The organism is Clostridium sardiniense (assembly GCF_019753795.1).
Classification (GTDB): Bacteria; Bacillota; Clostridia; order Clostridiales; family Clostridiaceae; genus Clostridium; species Clostridium sardiniense.
Map to the genome: position 1 here is coordinate 179943 of NZ_JAIKTU010000003.1, position 20809 is coordinate 200751.

The 20809-nt window shown below is 28.5% G+C and carries 22 protein-coding genes; 2 read left to right on the forward strand and 20 right to left on the reverse strand.

The genetic code is table 11. The features are described 5' to 3' along the window. Positions 1-4: 4 nt before the first annotated feature. From K5V21_RS04305 to cdaA, 12 genes are all read right to left on the reverse strand, one after another. Positions 5-919 carry a flagellin N-terminal helical domain-containing protein gene (locus tag K5V21_RS04305; protein WP_221859496.1) on the reverse strand — a complete coding sequence of 305 codons (915 nt, stop codon included), beginning with the start codon at positions 917-919 and terminating at the stop codon, positions 5-7. A 13-nt stretch (positions 920-932) separates the two neighbouring features. Further along, entirely contained in the window at positions 933-2243 is a 1311-nt protein-coding gene (gene flgK, locus K5V21_RS04310) for a flagellar hook-associated protein FlgK (RefSeq protein WP_221859497.1), read from the reverse strand. 9 nt (positions 2244-2252) lie between these two features. Beyond that, complete coding sequence (locus K5V21_RS04315; protein ID WP_221859499.1) at positions 2253-2660, reverse strand: flagellar protein FlgN; 408 nt, start codon at positions 2658-2660, stop codon at positions 2253-2255. 5 nt (positions 2661-2665) lie between these two features. Next, on the reverse strand, positions 2666-2935 hold the full coding sequence (gene flgM / locus K5V21_RS04320) for a flagellar biosynthesis anti-sigma factor FlgM (protein WP_221859501.1): 270 nt from the start codon (positions 2933-2935) through the stop codon (positions 2666-2668). A 135-nt stretch (positions 2936-3070) separates the two neighbouring features. Further along, positions 3071-3379: a FliM/FliN family flagellar motor switch protein gene (locus K5V21_RS04325; protein ID WP_221859503.1), complete on the reverse strand. Its 309-nt coding sequence runs from the start codon at positions 3377-3379 to the stop codon at positions 3071-3073. Positions 3380-3390: 11 nt separating this feature from the next. After that, positions 3391-3813 carry a YaaR family protein gene (locus K5V21_RS04330; protein WP_204595555.1) on the reverse strand — a complete coding sequence of 141 codons (423 nt, stop codon included), beginning with the start codon at positions 3811-3813 and terminating at the stop codon, positions 3391-3393. Between the two features lies 1 nt (position 3814). Then, the gene (locus tag K5V21_RS04335; RefSeq protein WP_341534808.1) at positions 3815-4495 is read right to left on the reverse strand and encodes a lytic transglycosylase domain-containing protein; all 681 of its coding nucleotides are present in this window, start codon (positions 4493-4495) and stop codon (positions 3815-3817) included. A 125-nt stretch (positions 4496-4620) separates the two neighbouring features. After that, a complete protein-coding gene (gene buk, locus K5V21_RS04340; RefSeq protein ID WP_204595556.1) occupies positions 4621-5688 on the reverse strand; it encodes a butyrate kinase in 1068 nt (355 codons plus the stop codon). 26 nt (positions 5689-5714) lie between these two features. Then, entirely contained in the window at positions 5715-6623 is a 909-nt protein-coding gene (ptb, locus tag K5V21_RS04345; protein WP_221859505.1) for a phosphate butyryltransferase, read from the reverse strand. A 186-nt stretch (positions 6624-6809) separates the two neighbouring features. Further along, entirely contained in the window at positions 6810-8408 is a 1599-nt protein-coding gene (locus tag K5V21_RS04350) for an NAD(P)/FAD-dependent oxidoreductase (protein ID WP_221859507.1), read from the reverse strand. 12 nt (positions 8409-8420) lie between these two features. Then, entirely contained in the window at positions 8421-9725 is a 1305-nt protein-coding gene (locus K5V21_RS04355; RefSeq protein WP_221859509.1) for a CdaR family protein, read from the reverse strand. Then, on the reverse strand, positions 9695-10549 hold the full coding sequence (gene cdaA / locus K5V21_RS04360) for a diadenylate cyclase CdaA (protein ID WP_221859511.1): 855 nt from the start codon (positions 10547-10549) through the stop codon (positions 9695-9697). The genes K5V21_RS04355 and cdaA overlap by 31 nt, the downstream gene beginning before the upstream one ends. A gap of 163 nt (positions 10550-10712) precedes the next feature. Between cdaA and K5V21_RS04365 the strand changes: the two genes are divergently transcribed. Both K5V21_RS04365 and K5V21_RS04370 read left to right on the forward strand, forming a co-directional pair. Beyond that, a complete protein-coding gene (locus K5V21_RS04365) occupies positions 10713-11717 on the forward strand; it encodes a hypothetical protein (protein ID WP_221859513.1) in 1005 nt (334 codons plus the stop codon). Between the two features lie 61 nt (positions 11718-11778). Then, the gene (locus K5V21_RS04370; RefSeq protein ID WP_204595562.1) at positions 11779-12393 is read left to right on the forward strand and encodes a cell wall hydrolase; all 615 of its coding nucleotides are present in this window, start codon (positions 11779-11781) and stop codon (positions 12391-12393) included. A 30-nt stretch (positions 12394-12423) separates the two neighbouring features. Here the strand turns inward: K5V21_RS04370 and K5V21_RS04375 are convergent, their stop codons facing one another. The 8 genes from K5V21_RS04375 to iadA all read right to left on the reverse strand — a co-directional run bounded on the left by K5V21_RS04375 (position 12424) and on the right by iadA (position 20715). After that, complete coding sequence (locus K5V21_RS04375) at positions 12424-13881, reverse strand: NADP-dependent glyceraldehyde-3-phosphate dehydrogenase (RefSeq protein ID WP_221859515.1); 1458 nt, start codon at positions 13879-13881, stop codon at positions 12424-12426. A 26-nt stretch (positions 13882-13907) separates the two neighbouring features. Further along, on the reverse strand, positions 13908-14351 hold the full coding sequence (locus K5V21_RS04380; RefSeq protein ID WP_221859517.1) for a hypothetical protein: 444 nt from the start codon (positions 14349-14351) through the stop codon (positions 13908-13910). 222 nt (positions 14352-14573) lie between these two features. Then, positions 14574-14876 carry a hypothetical protein gene (locus tag K5V21_RS04385; RefSeq protein ID WP_221859519.1) on the reverse strand — a complete coding sequence of 101 codons (303 nt, stop codon included), beginning with the start codon at positions 14874-14876 and terminating at the stop codon, positions 14574-14576. 86 nt (positions 14877-14962) lie between these two features. Beyond that, entirely contained in the window at positions 14963-16525 is a 1563-nt protein-coding gene (locus K5V21_RS04390) for a nitrite/sulfite reductase (RefSeq protein WP_221859521.1), read from the reverse strand. A 101-nt stretch (positions 16526-16626) separates the two neighbouring features. Beyond that, positions 16627-17406, reverse strand: a complete 780-nt coding sequence (locus K5V21_RS04395) for a hypothetical protein (protein ID WP_221859523.1) — start codon at positions 17404-17406, stop codon at positions 16627-16629. A 184-nt stretch (positions 17407-17590) separates the two neighbouring features. After that, on the reverse strand, positions 17591-18406 hold the full coding sequence (locus K5V21_RS04400; protein WP_221859525.1) for an ABC transporter permease subunit: 816 nt from the start codon (positions 18404-18406) through the stop codon (positions 17591-17593). Between the two features lie 3 nt (positions 18407-18409). Beyond that, entirely contained in the window at positions 18410-19291 is an 882-nt protein-coding gene (locus K5V21_RS04405) for an ABC transporter ATP-binding protein (protein ID WP_221859527.1), read from the reverse strand. Positions 19292-19518: 227 nt separating this feature from the next. Continuing rightward, positions 19519-20715, reverse strand: a complete 1197-nt coding sequence (gene iadA / locus K5V21_RS04410; protein ID WP_221859529.1) for a beta-aspartyl-peptidase — start codon at positions 20713-20715, stop codon at positions 19519-19521. Positions 20716-20809: the final 94 nt, after the last annotated feature.

Below are 20809 nucleotides of genomic sequence, written 5' to 3' on the forward strand. Positions count from 1 at the left end.
TCTCCTATCTTAAATAATCCAATAAAGTACCTTGAATTAATTTAGCTCCAACTTGTAAACTTGATGCATATACCATTTGAGCTTCTTTTAAATGCATAAATTGCTTTGTCATATCTACATCTTGAATACTAGAAAGTGCTCCTTTCATAGATAAAATATTCTGCTCATTAGTTTCCTTTACTTTATCTATTGTATTAGTTCTTGATCCAACAATAGATCTATTGTTTAATATATCATTCATATAATTATCTATTTTAGTAGATAATTTTCCTATTTCATCAGTATCTACAACATCTCCACTTAAAGCTACACTTAAATCATTAAATAATTTTAATCCTTTATCTCCACCAGTTACATCTTTAACAGTAAGATTATAATTTATGTTAAGTCCACTAGAAATTGCACTATTTAATTTTTTATTTAGATTATCATTATCTTTATTTTTTATTGATAATGAAACAATACCATTTTTATCTACATTTGTATTTACAGGTGGAATATCTGTAAGTTGTCCACCAAAAATATATTTACCAGCATAAGTTGTATTTAAAATTTCTCCTATTTGTTTAATTTTCTCATTAACCTCAGATCTAGTTGCAGCTATTTCATCTTTTCCAAAAGCTCCACTTATAGATGTTAATTTAGTCTTAATATCACTACTTAAATTAGCTATTCTATCTAAAGATTCATCAGTAATATCAAGCCACCCTGTAATTTCATCACAATTATAATTATATTTTTCAGTATTTTCTATTTCATTTTGTATGTTAAGTATTTTTACTGTTTTTAATGGGTCATCAGATATTCTATTAACCTGCTTTTCTGTATTTAATTGTTCATTCAATTTATCCATATTTTGAAGATTAGTTTGAATGTCTCTTAAATAACTGCTCATAATACCATTATTTGTTACTCTCATATTTCTTATCCCCCTACCTAATTAATCCGTTTATTACTACATCTAATAATGAGTCTATAGTTGAAATTACCTTTGCACTTGCATTATAGGCATGTTGTAGCTGAACTAAGCTTACTATTTCTTCATCCATAGAAACACCTGAGACACTCATTCTAGATTTATCTATACTAGATAAAAGCTTACCATTATTAGCCTCTTGCCTTATGGCTGTCTGTGAAGATTGTCCTAATTCCTGAATTGTATCATTGTAATAACTGCTTATAGTAATATCTTTTCCATCTATACTTACCTTTTTAGTTCTTAAATCATATAGTTCTAAAGATTTATCAGATGTCATTTCTAATTTTGTTACATCTTCTACAATATCAGGATTTATATCAATAAGCTTGCCCTTACTTCCTGCTACAAATATATCTGGTTTTGTTTTATCTCCACCCTTATATACATCATTTATATTTGTAGTTATAGCACTAGCTAATGTACTTAATCTATCTTTATATTTCTCTATTTCATCATTAATAATTTTAACTCCACTTAATTCACCACTTAAACTTTTTCCGTCTATTTTAGCTTTTAAAGCCTTCAAATCAGCCTCTTGAGTTTTAGAATCCTTTCCTTCAACATCAAATACAGCCTTTACTAATTCATCATTAACATCTATCTTAAAGCTTAAATCATCCATAAGATTATCTCTTTGGTCTAATAAATCATTAGGCGATTTCCCAGCTCCTTGAATTAACTTTATATTCTTATCTAATTCTTTTATTGCTAAGATTTTATCGTTTATATCTGATACAATATTATCTGATTGAAAACTTAATTGTTCCTGCAATGATTCTAGTTTAGAATTAGCACTATTAATGTTGTTAGCTAAAAACTTTCCTTTTTCTATTACTACATTTTTTGCTCCAATGCTATTTGGATTTTTGGATAATTCATTTAATGAATTAAAAAAATCATTAATAGATGCTGATATTGAATTCTTTGATGGCTCATCAAAAATATTCTCCATACTTCTATAGTAATCAGCTTTTACACTTTCCTCTCCATATTCATGACTTTCGCTTCTGAATTGAAAATCGTAAAAAGTATTTCTTATTCTTGTTATATCATTAATATTAGCACCTGTTCCAAGCTGACCTGGTCCATGATAACTATTATAACTAATTGAAGTATAAGGTCTACCCGGTGTCTGTTCCACTCTTTGTCTTGAGTATCCTGGTGTATTCAAATTACTTATATTATGTGATGTTGTTTGTATCGCTGCTTGACTTACAGCCATTCCTGATTTTGCTGTTTGTAAAGTTCCTAATAAGCCTGGCATATTAATCTCCTATCTTACATTTCCATATGAATTATATGTACCTATATTTTTTGAAGGTCTTATAATATTTATCATTTTATTTGTAAAAAATAATCTTTGTTTTATAAGAGTATCATTAGTATCTTTTTGTAACTCTATATCCTTAAGTAGACCTCTAACTTCTTTATAAACATCCTTAAGATGTTCATCATTACTATTTTCAACTATTCCTTTAAAATTTTTATCTTTAATTATATCTCTTCTATTAATTTCAATAGCTGCTAATTTTTTACCTATTAATTCTATATTCTCATTTACTTTTTCTAATGCTAATACTTCATTAGATAAAATTACATTATACTGCTCGTCTAATAATTCCATTAACTCTTGTAAAATTCTTTTTTCTTCGAAAATTGTTAGTTTTAAATCTGAATACATTTAAATTATTCTCCTTTTATAACTTCAATCATTTTTTTAGCTAAATCCTTACTATCTACACTATAAGTTCCTTGGTTTATTCTATTTCTTATCTCATTAATTTTATCTATATCAATATTTTCATTATCACTTACTATTTTATTTAAATATTTAGCAGTATCTGATATTTCTACTTTATCTTTTATCTCATTCTTTGCTGCGCTTGTCTTTTCATAAAACTTTTGTTGTTTATATACATTTATCATATTATTAGTTCTAATAGAATCTATCTTCATATTCTGCCTCCTTTTATTTATTCTTTATTCCTATATTAATAACTATCGGTTAATTTCAAAAATAATTTAGTTCTTTTTTATATTTAACAAAAAATAATAGGTGTAGATTATACTTTTCTACACCTATACTTTAATCTAATTATTTTTAAATGAGTTTAATCTTACACTAATTTTATTTCCTATCTTAATACTCTCTCCACTAGCTATCATTCTATCATTAATATTAATATCCAAATCTTCATCAATAATCTTTTCTAATTCTAATATATCTCCTTCTTCAAAGGATAATATTTCTTTTATACTTTTTTGACAACTACCTATTGTTACAGTTATATCTAATTTAGAATTTAATAACCTTGTTTTATCTTCAAAATTTTCTACTTCTTTTTTTTGTAAAGGTTCAAATCCAACCTCATATAAATCTTTCATTTTATTTTCACTCATAGTTTTCTCCTTTATCTATACAAATCTACTAAAAGACCTTGTATATTATCTATTGTGGAACTTACATCTAAATTTTCCTTCTCTTCTTTTAAAACCTTTGCAGTTAAAGATTCTAATTGTTTATTTATGGTATCAACTGTTGAGTAATATTTATCTTCCCAAAATCCAATATTTTTATTAAGGGTATATGTATATTCAACAATAGTTTCTAAATATTTTTTAATTGTATTTTTATAGCTTTTTACATCAGCATAATTTTTACTTACCACTAATCTAGTACCCTTTTTTCTAATTTCTTTTATATAATTCTCAAGTTCTTCTTTACTTGTAGACTTATATGATTTCATAAAATTGTCTGAAAAATCATTTTTCACTGTACTAGGCTTTTCTTTAATATTTATGGTTTTTCTATTATTTATTCCATCGATTTTCATCTTACAATCCTTTATAATAATTCATTACTTTTGTAACATAATTTTGAGTTTCTTTTGGCATTTTATATATATCATCTATAGACCTAACTCCTCTATTAAACATTCTAGTAGGGCCTCCATTATAAGCCATTAATGCCATTTTAATATCTCCCTTATACATATTTATATATTCTTTAATATGTCTTGCTCCACCATCTATATTTTGTTCAATATTAAAGGGATCCACTATACCTAAACTTTTGCAATTTTCAGGCATAAGTTGCATAAGACCCTTTGCCCCTGCCCATGAAACAGTATTTGGATTAAAATCAGATTCTACTTTAATTATTGCCTCAATTAAATTTTTATCTACTCCATATTTTTCACTGTAAGTGTTTATAGCCTTTTCAATTCTATCTTTTTTACTTAAGTCATTAGTATTATCTAAATTTATTTTATTAACAAAATTTCTGCCATTAGATCCTATATCACTTAACTTAACACTGTTTAAGCATCCAATTATATTATCTATAGAAACCCTATCATTTGGATTGGTAACAGTTTTATTCTTCTCACTTATTGCACTTAGTAAACTTATCAATACAGTTTGAAAAATATTACTTTTTGATCCTTCATTTAAATTTCCCAATCCAGTTAAATTATTTATAGCACTTAAGTCCATACTATTAATTCTATTTATCACTATATCACCTCAAAGCTTTTATAACTTTATTATACGGAATTTTTTAAGATAACTTAATACTTTCACAATTAAATTACATAAAAAAAGAAAGTGTAAATAAAACACTTTCTCTAAAGATATTTATATTAGTAAATCTTAGCTTCTTCTTCTCCGCTTAATACCCTGATTGCACCTTGTGCTAATGCAAGTAATTCATCTTCTCCTGGGTAAGCTTTTACTTCTGAAATCCATCCTACTCTTTTCTTTATATCATTAACAACTTTCTCTGAGTAAGCTAATCCACCAGTTAATATTATTTTATCTACTTTTCCTTCTAGAACAGCTGACATAGCACCTATTTCTTTTGAAACTTGGTATATGAATGCATCATATATTAATTGTGCCTCTTCATTTCCTTCTTCAGACATCTTTATAACATCTCTAAAGTCATTTGTATTAAGGTATGCAACACATCCACCTTTACCTACAATCTTACTAAAAATTTCAGATTCTGAATATTTTCCACTAAAGCACATCTTTATAAGGTCTCCAGCTGGAACTCCACCTGCTCTTTCAGGTGAGAATGGACCATCTCCATCTAGTGCATTATTTACATCAATAACCTTACCCTTTTTATGTGCTCCCACTGAAACACCACCACCCATATGAGTAACGATAAGATTTAAATTTTCGTATCCTAGTCCACTTTCTTTTCCAAATCTCTTAGCTACTGCTTTTTGATTTAATGCATGGAATTTGCTTCTTCTTGGTAATTCTGGAACACCTGAAATTCTTGCCACATCATCTAATTCATCAACAACAACTGGATCAACTATAAATGATGGTACATTTAGTTCTCCTCCAATTTCTCTTGCTAATATTCCGCCTAGATTTGAAGCATGTGGTCCTTGAACTCCAATTTTTAAATCTTCAACTAATTCATCTGTTACTTTGTAAGTACCACCTGGAATTGGTTTAAGCATTCCGCCTCTACCTACAACAGCATCTAATGTATTTATATCAAAATTCTTTTCTTTTAATATACTTAATATAAGATCTTTTCTAAAGTTCAATTGGTCAAATATTGTAGCATATCTTCCTATTTCATCAGATGAATGTCTTAACGTTTCTTCTAATATTTCTTTTTCACCTTCATAAACTCCAATTTTAGTTGAAGTTGAACCTGGATTTATAATTAATAATTTATATGACATAGTTTTAACTTCCTCCTAATAATATGTTATTTTAATGATTCAGCAACTAAAGCTGCTAATGCAATTGAATTTACTTTTGTTTCAAATGAGTCTGCTCTTGAAGTTAATATTACTGGTGCTGATGTTCCAACTAATAATCCACCATTTTTTGATCTTGATGTATAAGTTAAACATTTGTACATAACATTTGCAGTCTCTATATTTGGAAGCATTATTATATCTGCTTTTCCTGCAACTGGTCCTGTTATTCCCTTATGATGTGCTGCTTCTTCTGATAATGCATTATCAAGTGCTAAAGGTCCATCAACGATACATCCTTTTATTTGTCCTCTATCATTCATCTTTGATAATAATGAAGCATCTAAAGTAGCTGGCATATCTGGATTTACAACTTCAACAGCGCAAACTGGAGCTACCTTTGGTATTTTTAGTCCACAAGCATGTGCTACTGCTACTGAATTTTCTATTATTTGTTTTTTAGCCTTTAAATCTGGATATGTGTTAAATGCTGCATCTGTTAAGTATATTAATCTTTCTATTCCTTCTATTTCAAAAACAGAAACATGTGACATAAGTTTTCCTGTTCTTAATCCAACTTCTTTATTTAATACACTTCTTAAGAAAGTTGCAGTATCAACTAATCCTTTCATAACCATGTCTGCTTTTCCACTTGAAACAAGTTGAACTGCAAAAAGTGCTGCCTTTTTAGTATCTTTTTCGTGCATTACTTCGTATTCTGATAAATCCATTCCTATTTTATCAGCTACCTTTTTAATTTCATGTTTATCTCCAACTAGTATAGCATCTGCAATTCCTTGCTCTTTTGCTGATTTAACTGCTTCTAGTACTGGCTCATCTTGAGCTACTGCTACTGCTACTTTTTTTGGTTCAATTTCTTTAACCTTTGATAATAAATCATCAAAATTTCTACTCATTTTCAACGCACCTCTTACTTTTATATTTTAAATTAATATCTTTTTGTATACTTTAATCATAAATGTAATTTTTTATCGTTAATTTTATAACAATATTAATATTTATATTGTATCAGATAATTTATATAAAATACGAATTGTCAGAAAATTTAGCAAAAAAAAAGTGGCATAAATCCACTTTTAAAATTAGTCTATTTTATATTTTTTCATTATTACTTCTGCTACCTTTATTCCATCTACAGCTGCTGAAATTATCCCACCAGCAAAACCTGCACCTTCTCCTGTTGGATAGAATCCCTCTAAGTTTAAACTTTCAAAACTCTCGTTTCTTGGAATTCTAACTGGTGCTGATGTTCTAGTTTCTATACCAGTTAAAACTCCATCCTCCATATCATAACCTTTTATTCTCTTACCAAACACCTGTATACCCTCTTTTATAGTATCTACTACAACTTCTGGTAGACATTCCTTTAATTCTCTAAAAGCATATCCTGGCTCATATGTAGGCTTCACTCTTCCAAGCTTCGTTGATTTCCTATCATTTAAGAAATCACCTATAAGTTGAATTGGCGCTTTATAGTTTCCACCACCTAATTTAAATGCAATACTTTCATAATGTCTTTGGAATTCCATACCAGCAAGTGGATGATCTCCTTTAAAGTCTTCAGGCCCAACTGTTACTACTAGAGCTGAATTTGCATTATCTAGATCTCTTGCATGATAACTCATTCCATTAGAAACAAGTCTTCCCTCTTCTGAGGCAGCACCAACTACAACACCTCCTGGGCACATACAGAATGAATATACCCCTCTATTATACTTTTTACTTTGATAAACTAATCTATAATCAGCAGCTTTAAGCTTTGGATGATTTGCATACTTACCATACTGACTTTCATTTATGATCTCTTGTGGGTGCTCTATTCTAACTCCTATAGCAAAGGCTTTTTGCTCCATTAATACTCCTGAATCATATATCATTTCATAAGTATCTCTTGAGCTATGTCCAATGGCAACTATTAAAGACTCGCAAGGTATTTCTTTGCCATTTACTACTATGCTTTTTAGTTTTCCATTTTCTTTATTTATTCCTTCAAGCTTTGAGTTAAAATGTACTTCTCCACCTAAACTTTTTATTTCTTCTCTTATATTTTTAACAACACCTTTTAATATATCCGTACCTACATGAGGTTTACCAACATACATTATTTCTTCTGGTGCTCCATTTTTAACGAGTTCCTCTAACACGAATGAACATCTTTTATCTTTTATTCTAGTTGTAAGTTTTCCATCCGAGAACGCTCCAGCTCCACCTTCACCAAACTGAACATTAGAGTTTAAATTAAGTTTTCCACTTTTCCAAAACTCCTCTACAGTTTTTGTTCTATTATCTACATCTTCTCCTCTTTCAAAAACTATCGGTTTATATCCATGTTTTGCCAGAGTTAAACTTGCAAATATCCCAGCCGGACCAAATCCAATTACAACTGGTCTAGAATTTAATTTTTCATCTCCGTAAATAAACTCTTCTGCAATTTCATCTTCTTCAAATTTTATATTATTATCGTTAAGTCTATTTACTATATTCTTTTCATTTTTACATTTTATATCAACACAATAATTGAACTTAATTGCATCCTTTTTTCGTGCATCTATACTTTCTTTTATAATCTTAAATGATTCTATATCTTGTTCTTTTATCCTTATTTTTTTTGCTGCCTTCTTCTTAAGAAGTGCAGTATCTTCTTCTATACTTAGAATAATATTATTTATTCTTATCGCCATACCGTATTTCTCCTATACTGTTTTCTTACCATTCTCTTTATCTTTGTTTTGATCCGTTGTAGTTGAAGCTGGTTTCTTCTTTAATGTAAATTTAACTTTATCAGCATTTGATATAGTTACATTTGGATTACTATTTGCCATAGTAACATTTGCATCTTCTTCAAATGATCCCTCATTTTTAAATTTACTTAAATCAAAATTGCACACAAAATCTGATGCTTTCATATTATTTATGTCTGCCTCATCTCCTTGTACAGTTACCTTAATTGTCTTAGTTTCATTAGACATCTCAAATTCACTATTAATTCCAGTATAATTTACTGACACATCGAATACCTTAGTTATTTTATTAGATGGTGTCTGATTATTACTATTTTCACTTTCAACAACAATATTTACAGTTATATAATTATCCCCACTAACTAGACTAACCCCTTGAGGTAATATTATTTTAACTTTTTTCTCTGTGTTACTTCTTATATCTGATAAATCTACTTTTTCAGTTTGCACAGAATTTATAGACGCTATAATATTTTCGTTTCCTACAATTTGAACTGAAGTTCTTGAAGGTGTTGTACTAACTAACTTATATCCCTTTGGTACTTGACCTGTATATTCAGTTTTTAAATCAACACTCTTACCATTATTGACGTCAATAGCAATCGTTCCTGTTTCTTTGCTTAAAGTAACCCCTTCAACTATATCTCCATCTGCATCTAATGCTTTAAGAGGAAATTCTTTAGTTACACTTCCACTGACGTTATTAAGGTCACCAACTAAAGCTACATTTGCAACTTTATCTACAGAACTTTGTGGCCCTGATACCTCAACCTTTTCTGAAGTAAACTGCTCTTTTTGCTTATATACGCCTTGTGCATAATTTACTTTAACTTTCGATACCGTATTAAAATCTTTAGTTATTAATTTTTCCAATTTAACCTTAATTACTAAATTACCATTATTTTTTATATTTAATTCCTCTGGATAATTAACTACTTGAACTGGTATATTATTTATTCCAGTTTTTAAAGCATATTCTCCAAGGTCAGCTGTCAAAGAAAACTGATCTTTAGTTACTGAATAAATATCCTTTGCATCTCCTTCAAGGCTTAAATCTACGGTAAAAGTTTGTTTTGGAGATATTGCCAATCCAAACTGCTTTAATGATTGAGTATTTAATAACTTAACTGGAACATCTTTTAAAGTATAAGTTCTAGTTGGACTTTGAATATTCGTTATATAAAGCCATAGACCAAAGGATAGAAGTACGCATACCAATTTTATAACTAACGTTTGTTTTGTATTCCTTTTATCCATGATTTCACCCTCTCACCAGCTGATTTTACTTTTTTATTTTCTTTATCATGCATAATGCTTAATAAAGTTCTTTTTAATTTTTCTTTATCATAATTTCTAGTTAGTCTTCCACCTATAGCAAGGGAAATTACTCCTGTTTCCTCTGAAACAATTATAACTAATGCATCTGAGTTCTCTGAAAGACCAATACCAGCCCTATGTCTAGTACCTAATTTTTTATTTATTCCAGTATTATTTGTTAATGGTAATACACAACCTGAAGCATAAATTCTATCTTGCCTTATAATTGTTGCCCCATCGTGAAGAGGTGTATTTACAACAAAAATATTTTCTAAAAGCGCTGAGCTAACCTCGGCATCTATTATAGTACCTGATCCAGTAACTTCTCCGAGTCCTGTTCCCTGTTCTATTGCAATTAATGCTCCTGTTTTTGTTCCTGCTAAATCTTCTACTGCTGTTACTATTTGATCTACTACTGCTTCTCTCTCTTTTACATCTCTAATATTATGAGTTTCATCAAAAGCACTTCTACCTAGATGTTCAAGTGCACGTCTAATTTCCGGTTGGAATATAATTACAAAAGAAAGAACTCCTATTGTTAATGTCTTACTTAATATGAAATATAACATATTTAGTCTCAAAACATAACTTATTGGAATTAATGCAAGAATAAACAGAATTCCTTTTAAAAGCTGTTCCGCTCTTGTTTCCCTCATAAGCATATATCCTTTATAAAAAATATATGAAACAACTAAAATATCTACTATTGAAAAAATAGATATATGTTTAATTGAATTTATTGCTCCAATAAAAAAATCCTGCATCAGTTTCACCCCTTATTATTGTATCTTTTCTAAATTATACACCAAATACTCTAACCTTAGTATAACAGAGTTTTACTTTTTATTATTTTTAATAATATTTTAAAACCTTAAATAATATAATTTATAAGATTACTTTATTTATCTTATGAAAAGGAGGAATATTATGGAGATATGTAAAGAAAAGCTAAATAAATTTATTGATTATATCAAAACAAAAAAGGTGTTGTTCTCTATTGCTTTAATAATTATTTCAATTCCATTAATACTACTTATTATAACCAAAATGACTCCATCTAGTAGAAATATTAGAGAAATCAATAGATTAGCTAAGGAGGTCTCATCTATAAATGCAACTTTAGAAAATTCAAATGACTCTGATAATTTAAATTCTGAAACTGCAAAAAATGATCTCTCAATTGCTATTATTAATTTAAATAAAGTAAAAGGCTCACTAGATGCTCTTGAAGTATCAGAAACTGTTACTGAGACAAAGACAAAATTTAATGAAACCCTAGACTATAACATAGCATTTTGTGAACAAGTTCTATCTATGTATATGAGTCAATCAAGCCCTAGCCTTGATAATAAACTCAAAGATTATAAAGGCGCTTTAGATAGCTTTAAAGAAAGTAATAATTCTTTAACTAAACTTAGAATAGAAAGCCTTATGTCAGAAGATAGCTTAGAATTTTTTGATAAAACTTATAAGTATTTTGATACATTAATTCAAATTAATATCATGAAAGATATAACTAAAGAAAAAAATTCATCTTACATGTTATCAGCTGATAAATTAATATCTAAATTTAAAGAAATTGATGATGATTTAAAACCAGCTTTAGAGGATATTAAGGAAAATAAGAGAGATTTAAACGTACTTCTTACAGATATTACGAATAAAAAATCTATTTTTGAGAATATTAAAAATGATTTTTATACGCTAAGTGTCCCTGAAGAAGCTACAGAACTTCATTCAAGTTTACTACAATCTATAAACACTTATGAATCTTATATAAATTTAATTGATGATACAGTAGATTCTGATATTGATTCTAAAGATAGTCCAAAAAAATTAGATGAGTATGAAGATTCCTTTTCAAAATATACAGAGTTTATAGATTCATTAAATAAATCATGTAAGGATTTTGAATCTTTTAAAGAAAAATAGTATATAATTTCTCCTTTTGGCAATAATATTCTTTGACTGGGTTGTAAAAAGGAGGTTTTTTATGAAAAAGTTTGTAAGTCTTTTTTTACTTTCTATTATGTTAATGTCATCTGTAGAGGCAAATGCTTCTATGCTTAGTTTATTTGATTATGTTTCTTTAAGTGAAGACAAATTAGATACTAATGAGAAGAAGGAAGAAAATAAAGTTGCTCTTAAAAAGGAGACAGCTGTAAAAGCAACATCAGCCACTAAAAATGAAGTTTCTAAAAATGATATAGAAGTTTTTAATCAAAATGGATCTCAGCTTAAAATAACAAAGGCTGATATTGATCTTATGGCTAAACTTGTTTATTGTGAAAGCAGAGGTGAACCTTTTGAAGGTAAGGTTGCTGTTGCATCTGTAGTTTTAAACAGAGTTATGAGCCCTAAGTTCCCAAATACTATATCTGATGTAATCTTCCAGAAAAATGCATTCTCATGTGTGTTTGATGGAAAGATAGTTGCCCAGCCAAATGAATCTTGCTATGACGCAGTATATGAAGCCATTAGAGGAAAAGATCCAACTAATGAAGCTTTATTTTTCTATAATCCTACAATAGCAACTTGCTCTTGGATGAAGGAAACAGCAAAAAAAGATTCTAAAAAAATAGGAAATCACACATTTTTTAAACAATAAAAAGGCTCCAATTTTTGGAGCCTCTTTTTATTATTTTAAATTTATAACTGTAGCCTTTGGTCTTGACATTGCTTCTATTGAGTAAGCAACACCTTGTGTTCCCATACCTGATGATTTTACTCCTAAGAATGGGAAGTGATCTGGTCCTCTTTCAGTCTTATTATTTACTTGAACTGTTCCAACTTCTAATCTATTAGCTACATAGAATGCTTCATTTATGTCTCTAGTAAATACTGATGACTGAAGTCCATATTCTGATTCATTGGCAATTTTTATTGCTTCATCAATTGTTTTAACTCTTATTATTGGAAGAACTGGTCCAAATGGCTCTTCCCATGCTATTCTCATGTCAACTGTTACATTATCAAATAATGTTGGCATTATTATATTTCCTTCTCTTGTTCCACCTAATAAAAGTTTAGCACCTTTTTTCTCTGCATCATTTATTATACCTTGAACAAAGTCACATGCCTTACTACTTATTAGAGGTCCAACTGTAAAGTCTCCATCTAATGGATTTCCAACTGTTACCTTATCCATTTCCTTTAATACTTTGCTACTTAATTCATCTGCAACAGATTCCATAACAAGTACTCTCTTAACAGCTGTACATCTTTGTCCTGAATATGAGAATGCACCAGCCACTATATTTTTAGCTGCTAAATCTAAATCAGCATCTTCTAAAACTATAGCTGCATCTTTACCACCAAGTTCCATTAAAAGTGGCTTCATTTCAGTAATCTTAGATATTCTTCTTCCAACTTCACTACTTCCAGTAAAGTTAACAAAATCTATATCTTTATGTGTTACAACATAATCTCCAATTTCGCTTCCTTTACCAGTGATTGTATTTAAAACACCACTTGGTATTCCAGCTTCGTTAAATGCTTTTGCTAGATATAATCCACATATACTACCTTGAGTTGCAGGTTTAAATACAACAGTATTACCAGCCATTAATGCAGGTGCTATTTTAGATCCCGCTAAATTCACTGGATAATTAAATGGTGAAATTGCAAGTACAACTCCAAGTGGTTCTCTTGTAACTATTGATATCTTATCATTTTTAAATCCAGGGAAAGAATCTCCCGGTATTGATTCACCTTTTATATTTTCTGCAGTATCTGCTGTAAATCTTATTAAATCAGCAGTTCTTTTTATTTCTGACATACAACTCTTTCTATCCTTAGATATTTCAAGAACCATAATATCAGCCATTTCTTCTATTCTTTCTTCTAATAAATCGGCTACATTGTGTAATAATCTTGATTTTTGATTAGTCGGAACTTCTTTCCATTTCTTTTGAGCATCTTTAGCTACGCTAATAGCTTCATCTACAGCTTCTTTACTCATAGCTTCTACAAATCCTACTATTTGTTCATTTGCAGGTGATTTTATTTCTATTAATTTAGTACTATCTTTTACTACCCAATTACCATTTAATAAGTTTCCATATATAGAAACTCCATTTTTTTCTTCTTTAAACATATAATATGAGCCCTCCTTATCTTGCTTCATTTCATTAAATTATTTATCCATTCTTCCACTATTTTATTCATCATGTCCTTATCTTGGCATTCAAATCCTAAAATAGATTCAATTAATTCTTCTTTTAGTTTCTCTCTATTTAAATAATCAACACATTTATTACAAAATCCATTTGAGAATTCTTTATAAGCACGCTGTAAATTTATCTCTATATTCTCTTCTTTACAGTCATTAACTAAACTTTTTAATATATCCTCTAAATCATCTAATTTATCATGTAGAGGATTATCCACATTAGCTTCTTCAACCTCGTTTATAAGTTCATTCTCATAATCTTCTTTTTCAGCATCTATTAATGTGTTTGTATAATCTTTATACTGCATTTTTGCCTTTTGTAATAGCGCTTTCATTCTTCTAACTGTATATTCTTTTGTTGTTTTGCATAATATTCTATTTAAATTATCTTCCATAAACGTCATCTCCTAATAATCGTCTTTATGGATTCTTTTTTTTGTAAGTAATCAATAAATATTCTAATTGAGTTTACTTATCATTTATTTAATAATAACACTAAATACGTCTTTTAAAAATAACTTTTATTAAATTTAATCTTTTGTTAACAAATAATAATTATCAATTAACATATAAAAATTTAGAAATTAATAAAATATTTTATTAATCCCTATAGTTAATTACTTTATCTTATTTTTTATCCCATCTCTAAGATATTCTAAATATTCTGTATTTGCTCCATTTTCTTTTAATATTTTTATTCTTTCAGAAACTCTATCTATAGTCTCTCTAGCCTCTCTAAAATCTTTTTGTTTTATGCAAGTACTAGTATATTCTAAAAGATAATCTACTTTCATTACATCTTTTGCAATATTTTCTTTATCCTTATTAACTAAGTCTAGTATTATATCATAAACCTTTGGTGAGGTATTTTCTCTTGCTGTATATAATAAATCATTATTCTTACTTGTTTTCTTTGCCATCTTTATTCTCCTTATATTTTTATATTATCTGTATTTTAAAACAAAATTTTATAAAAAAAAAGTGGCTGAGCCACTTTTTTATTATATTAAACTAAATATTTGTTTACTATATTTCTAAATTCTTCTTTATTTTCTATATACCAATCATTGAATTTAGCATTATCTTTTTCAAGTGCAGTATATAAATCATATACAAAATTAGGAACTTCTTCATCTAGTATATCACCATATACTTCCCCAAGCTTTGCTTCTCTAATTGCAAAATTTCCACCTACATGAAGTTCAAAGCATTTTCTTGGTGCATCATCTACTCTCTTTGATTTTCCTGTAAATCCAAGTTCACCAATCTCATGTACACCACATGAATTTGAGCATCCTGATATATGTATTACAGGTAATAGGTCCTTCTCTACATTTTCATTTGAAAGTTTATCTAAAATACTCTTTAATAATCCTTGGCTGTTAGCTAGCCCCATTTGGCATATTGGTACTCCAATACATGATACAGATTGCATTACCTTTATTTCTCCACCACGACCTTGAGTTAACTCTAGCATCTTTTCAGCTTCTTTACCATTAAGATTTCTTATATACATGCCCTCTTCCATAGTAAATCTGAAATCTACTGCTTCCATATCTTTTGTCACATCAATAATATCTTTAAGATCTGACATATTTAATTTCCCACCAAATGGATGGAAATAAACGCTATACAGTCCATCTTGTTTTTGCTCTACTAATCTTGAATGTTTTGCATCGGATTTACATCCTTTTTTAGTAATTTCATATTCTTTAACATCTATTTTTAAATCTTTATTTTCAAATTGTTCTGCTAAATGTTTCTTATAACATTTTACAAACTCTTCTTCTCCCATTCTTTCAACAATATATCTTATACGAGCCTTATTTTTATTTGAATAATCACCTTCTGCCATAAATAAATCTACCATAGCTTGAACATGATATATTACATCTTCTGGTTTTATAAGTTCATCATATTCAACTGATAATCTTGGATTTCTTCCAAGTCCACCACCTAGATAAACTTTAAACATATTTTCTCCATTTTCTTTTACTGCTAAGAATCCTAAATCTGTTGCTGTACAGTGTGGTGCATCGGCTAAATTATTAGCCATTGCTATCTTTATTTTTCTAGGTAACTTATAAGTATATACTCTTTGCATAATATACTCATTTACAGCTTCTGCATATGGAGTCACATCAAAAGCTTCTCCTTTTTCTACACCTGAAAGAGGTGATATTGCAACATTTCTTGGGAAGTTCCCACCTGATCCTCTTGTATATATTCCATAATCCATTGCTTCTTCCATTAAATCACATACATCATCTATTCCTAATCCATGTAATTGTATTGCTTCTCTTGTTGTTGGATGAATCCATTCTAAGTTATATCTACTTGCCCATTCATATATCTTAGCAAGCTCTTCTTTAGTTGCTCTTCCTGAAGGAGTTTTTAATCTTATCATGAACTCTTGTCCGCCCCTATGTGCGTAAACACCCATTCCTCCAGACATTCCTTTAAATTGTGCTACATTGATCTCTTTGTTTAAAAACTTATGTCCATTTTCCCTAAACGTAATAATTTCTTCCTTTAATATTTTATTTAGTTCCTTATTTAATTTATTCATTAACAATCACCTCTTCTATTTATTTTATCCTTTGAAATGTACATCGTAAACGAAGATTTTATTATGATAATCATAGGTAAATACCTATGATTTAAAAGCTTTTAAATATTTTTTCTCTCATCAATCTCTTTATATGCAAGAATTGTTAGTAATATAAAGCATATGGATGTAATTATAATACTAAATACAACTAATCCATAATATCCATAATTGATTATATCTATAGGTTTAATATTTTCAAAAGGAGAAAATATCTTTAAAATTTCTAATTTATATGAAAACCTTGAGACTACTCCTAAAATATATGTATAAACCACTACTACGAAAGAAATTACTATACTCATAACTTTATTTTTAGATACTACTGATATAATAAATCCTATGCTCATAAAAAATATACCTATTATAAATAGCCCTATTAGTAGATTCACTTCCTCTAATAAGACATACTCTATCTTTCCATCCATAGGAGTAACAAGCACAATCATTACAAAGGTTACCATTCCTATCAACAGTGTATATGCTAAAAATTTTTCTATATTTCCTAATATCTTAGAAACTAAATAATCATTAGTACTCATATTACTCTCTTTTTTATCTAAAAATGTGCATGCTCCAAGAGCTCCTCCATAAATACCTGCAATTATATAGATGTAATCAAACATATATGCAATATAATTAACTATACTATCATAGTTAACTACCGGTCTCATTTCACTAAATTTATTTATATTAAGAATATTTGAATCTATATTTTTTTTTATATTGATTTCAATTAGCGGATATACTGATAAAAATAATATAATAATAATTGAAGTAAAGATACTAAACATGACTACAAACTTTATATCTTTGTTTATCTCTTCTCTTATAGCCTTCATACCTATCATCTCCTATCCATCTAATCATATTCTCCATTTTTCTTTGTATTATACTATTAATTAATAGATAATATTTTAAATCTAAATAAATAATAAATGAATTAAAATTTATTACTTCTATAAATAGCTTCTCATATATAAAAGTGCAGACTCCCTAATATCTAGAGAGTCTGCACTTTTAGTTTTAAATTCTAAAGTCTTTCCTTTTATATATAATCACACTATATATGATACATATTAGTATAATACAAAGACTTCCTATAATATATGGAACATTTAGTCCATCTTTTACTATTTCACCTGGAATAAAATTTTCATAAGGAGAAATTATTCTTAACCAGTTTACATTTTCTTTTATCTTAGAGATTACGCCAATGAAATATGTTGCGAAAAATACTCCAAGAGATAGTGCTATAGCACTCTTTGAACTTTTTATTATAGTTGAAATTAAGAATCCTACGCTTAAAAATACTAATCCAACTACAGTAAATCCTATACATATATTTCTAGTATCTACTAATACCGTTAATAAGTCTGCTCCATCAGGTGCTAGAACCATCATAAGTATTATGGATACTATACTTATAATTATAGAAAATATTAAAAATATTAATAAATTTGATATTATCTTCATTCCTGCTATCTTTTCTCTTGATATTGGCTTTGAATAAAGAAATTCTATAGTTCCATCACTTTCTTCACTTATTAATGAATTAACACCAAGTATACCACCATATATTCCTGATACCATCAATATATATTGAAATGAATAAGCAAAATATTCTATTATATTAGAAAAATTCGGTGTATCTTTAATATTGAACATTTCAAGCATTGCCTTTGGAAGAGCATCTATTTCTGCATTTATTATATCCACCATCCCACTATCTTTAAAAGATGGGTAAAGAGACATAAATAAAATTAATATAAGAGAGGTTACAATGCTCCAGGTTAATAGCGATTTAATACTTCTTTTTAATTCTACTTTTATAATATTCACTACTTATTCCTCCCCTTTATAGTAATTCATGAAAGTATCTACTAATTCTTCTTCGCCAATATTTATATCATCAATTTCATATGAAGCTAATAATTTTATTAATGTATTTATATTCCCATTATAAGAAAAATTAATTGAATTTTTTATCCTTTTTACTTTTTCTCCCCCAAGTATCCTAATATCTCTTTCTATATTTTCATTAGTTAATATCGTTACTTTTTTATTACTAAAAGCCTTTATTGTGGACATATCTTTTATATCTACAATATTTCCATCTCTAATTATTACTGCTCTATTACAATAGTTTTGAACCTCAGTAAGATTATGGCTTGATAAAAATATTGTTGTACCATTCTTTTTTTCTTCTAATAGAACTTCAAACAACACATTCTGAACTAAAGGGTCTAACCCATTAGTTGGTTCATCTAAAATTATTAATTTAGGAGAGTTTATAAGAGCTTGTACTATAGCAACCTTCTTTTTGTTTCCAAGAGATAGTTCCCCCATTTTTTTATTTTCCTCTATCTCAAATCTTCTGCACAAATCTTTTACCTTATTCTTATCAATATCGTCGTAAAAACTTTCTGCATAATTTAATATATCCTTTACCTTCATGTCATTATAAAATCTAACTTCACTAGGTACATATCCAACTAATTCTTTAACCTTTTTAGATTCTTTTTCACAATCTAATCCAAAAATTTTGCAGCTTCCACTAGTAGGATATATAAAATTTAGCATTGCTTTAATAGTTGTTGATTTACCTGCTCCATTTGGACCTATAAATCCAACTATTTCACCTTTATCAACATCAAAATTTATATTTTCTATAGCTCTTTTTCCATTATAATTTTTAGTTAATGATGAAACTTGTATAGCTTTCATAAATATTCTCTCCTCTATTGAATTATTAACATCTGGTATTAAACTATCCACAAAAACAATAAAATAATCCACTATAAGGCTATTATACTGTTGATATTTTTTTAATAATTTTAATTATACATATCTTTTAGATTATGTATTACCTACACTTTATAAATAATATGGTCATTAAATAGATTTCCTACTATCTAATGACCTATCACATCTAATTATACAATATCTTCCTTTTAATCAAAAGACTCTTTTATTGCCTTTTCAAAAGTTCCAGTTACTATAGGCTCCCCCTTATCTACCATTAATCTTCCCAGTGCAATTACTTTATCAATTGCTAAGTCTGACTCATTAACTATTACTATATCTGCATCTTTTTTTGGCTCTATCCTTCCCTTACTTGTTAACTTAAGTGCATCAGAAACATTGGATGTTATTACCTTTAAAGCTTTCTCAATATCTATTTTTTCAGTTAATATAGCCTTTTTTACTTCTCCATAAAGACTCTCAACACTACATATTCCAAGCCCTTTTAACTTGCCATATTCATCAAAAATTGGCATACTTCCATTTCCATCTGATGTAAAAGTTATTTTCTCTATTGGTAATTCCTTATCTAATAGATACTTTAATGCCTTAGATGCTATCATTTCTCCTTTTTCTAAATTGTCTGGATCTGAACTAGTTGTTAAATCCATATATCCACCTCTTTTTACCCAATCTACTCCTGCATCTAAAAGTTCTTTTGTTCTACTCATATGTGTGGGTATAACTTGAGTTGCCGGTATTTCAGATTCATCTAACATCTTAAATAAAAAATCCAATCTTCTAGCCCCACCACCTAGATGAACATTCACAACTCCTGATTTATTTGATAAAAGTCCACCAACTCTAGACTGAGCAACTAAATTTATAAATTCATCTAATCTTGGTTGTGAACTTCTATTATCCGAAAGTGCAATCTCTCCAACTCCAATTATTTCATCTACAAGCATTAGGTCTCCTTTAATACTATCAGTCATAGTTTTTACTGGAACTTCATAAGACCCTGAATAGCAGGTAGCTGTTATCCCTTCTTCCTTGAGTGCTTTCACCTTTGCAATTAATGCTCTCATATTTCTGCATACTCCATCTGTTCCTATACATCCATTGACAGTTGTAATTCCTGCTCTTGTTATATTACTTAATTGCAGTTCTGGTGTCCTTGTCTTAAATCCACCTTCACCTCCGCCACCTATTAAATGAACGTGTGCATCAATAAATCCTGGAAAAGCATACTTTCCTTTTCCATCAATAACTTCAATGTTAATAAAATCTTCTGGAATTTTTATACTCTCATATATTCCCTCAATCTTGTCATTTACTATAACTATATCCTTTTCTCCTAGGTATTTTGGAGAATATATCTTTATGTTCTTAATAACTTTAATCATCTAAAAACTCACTCCTAAAATTATGATACTTTTATTTTCCCCCAAATTAACTCAATATTATTTATATACCTAAAATAAAAAAAGATTGCATTCT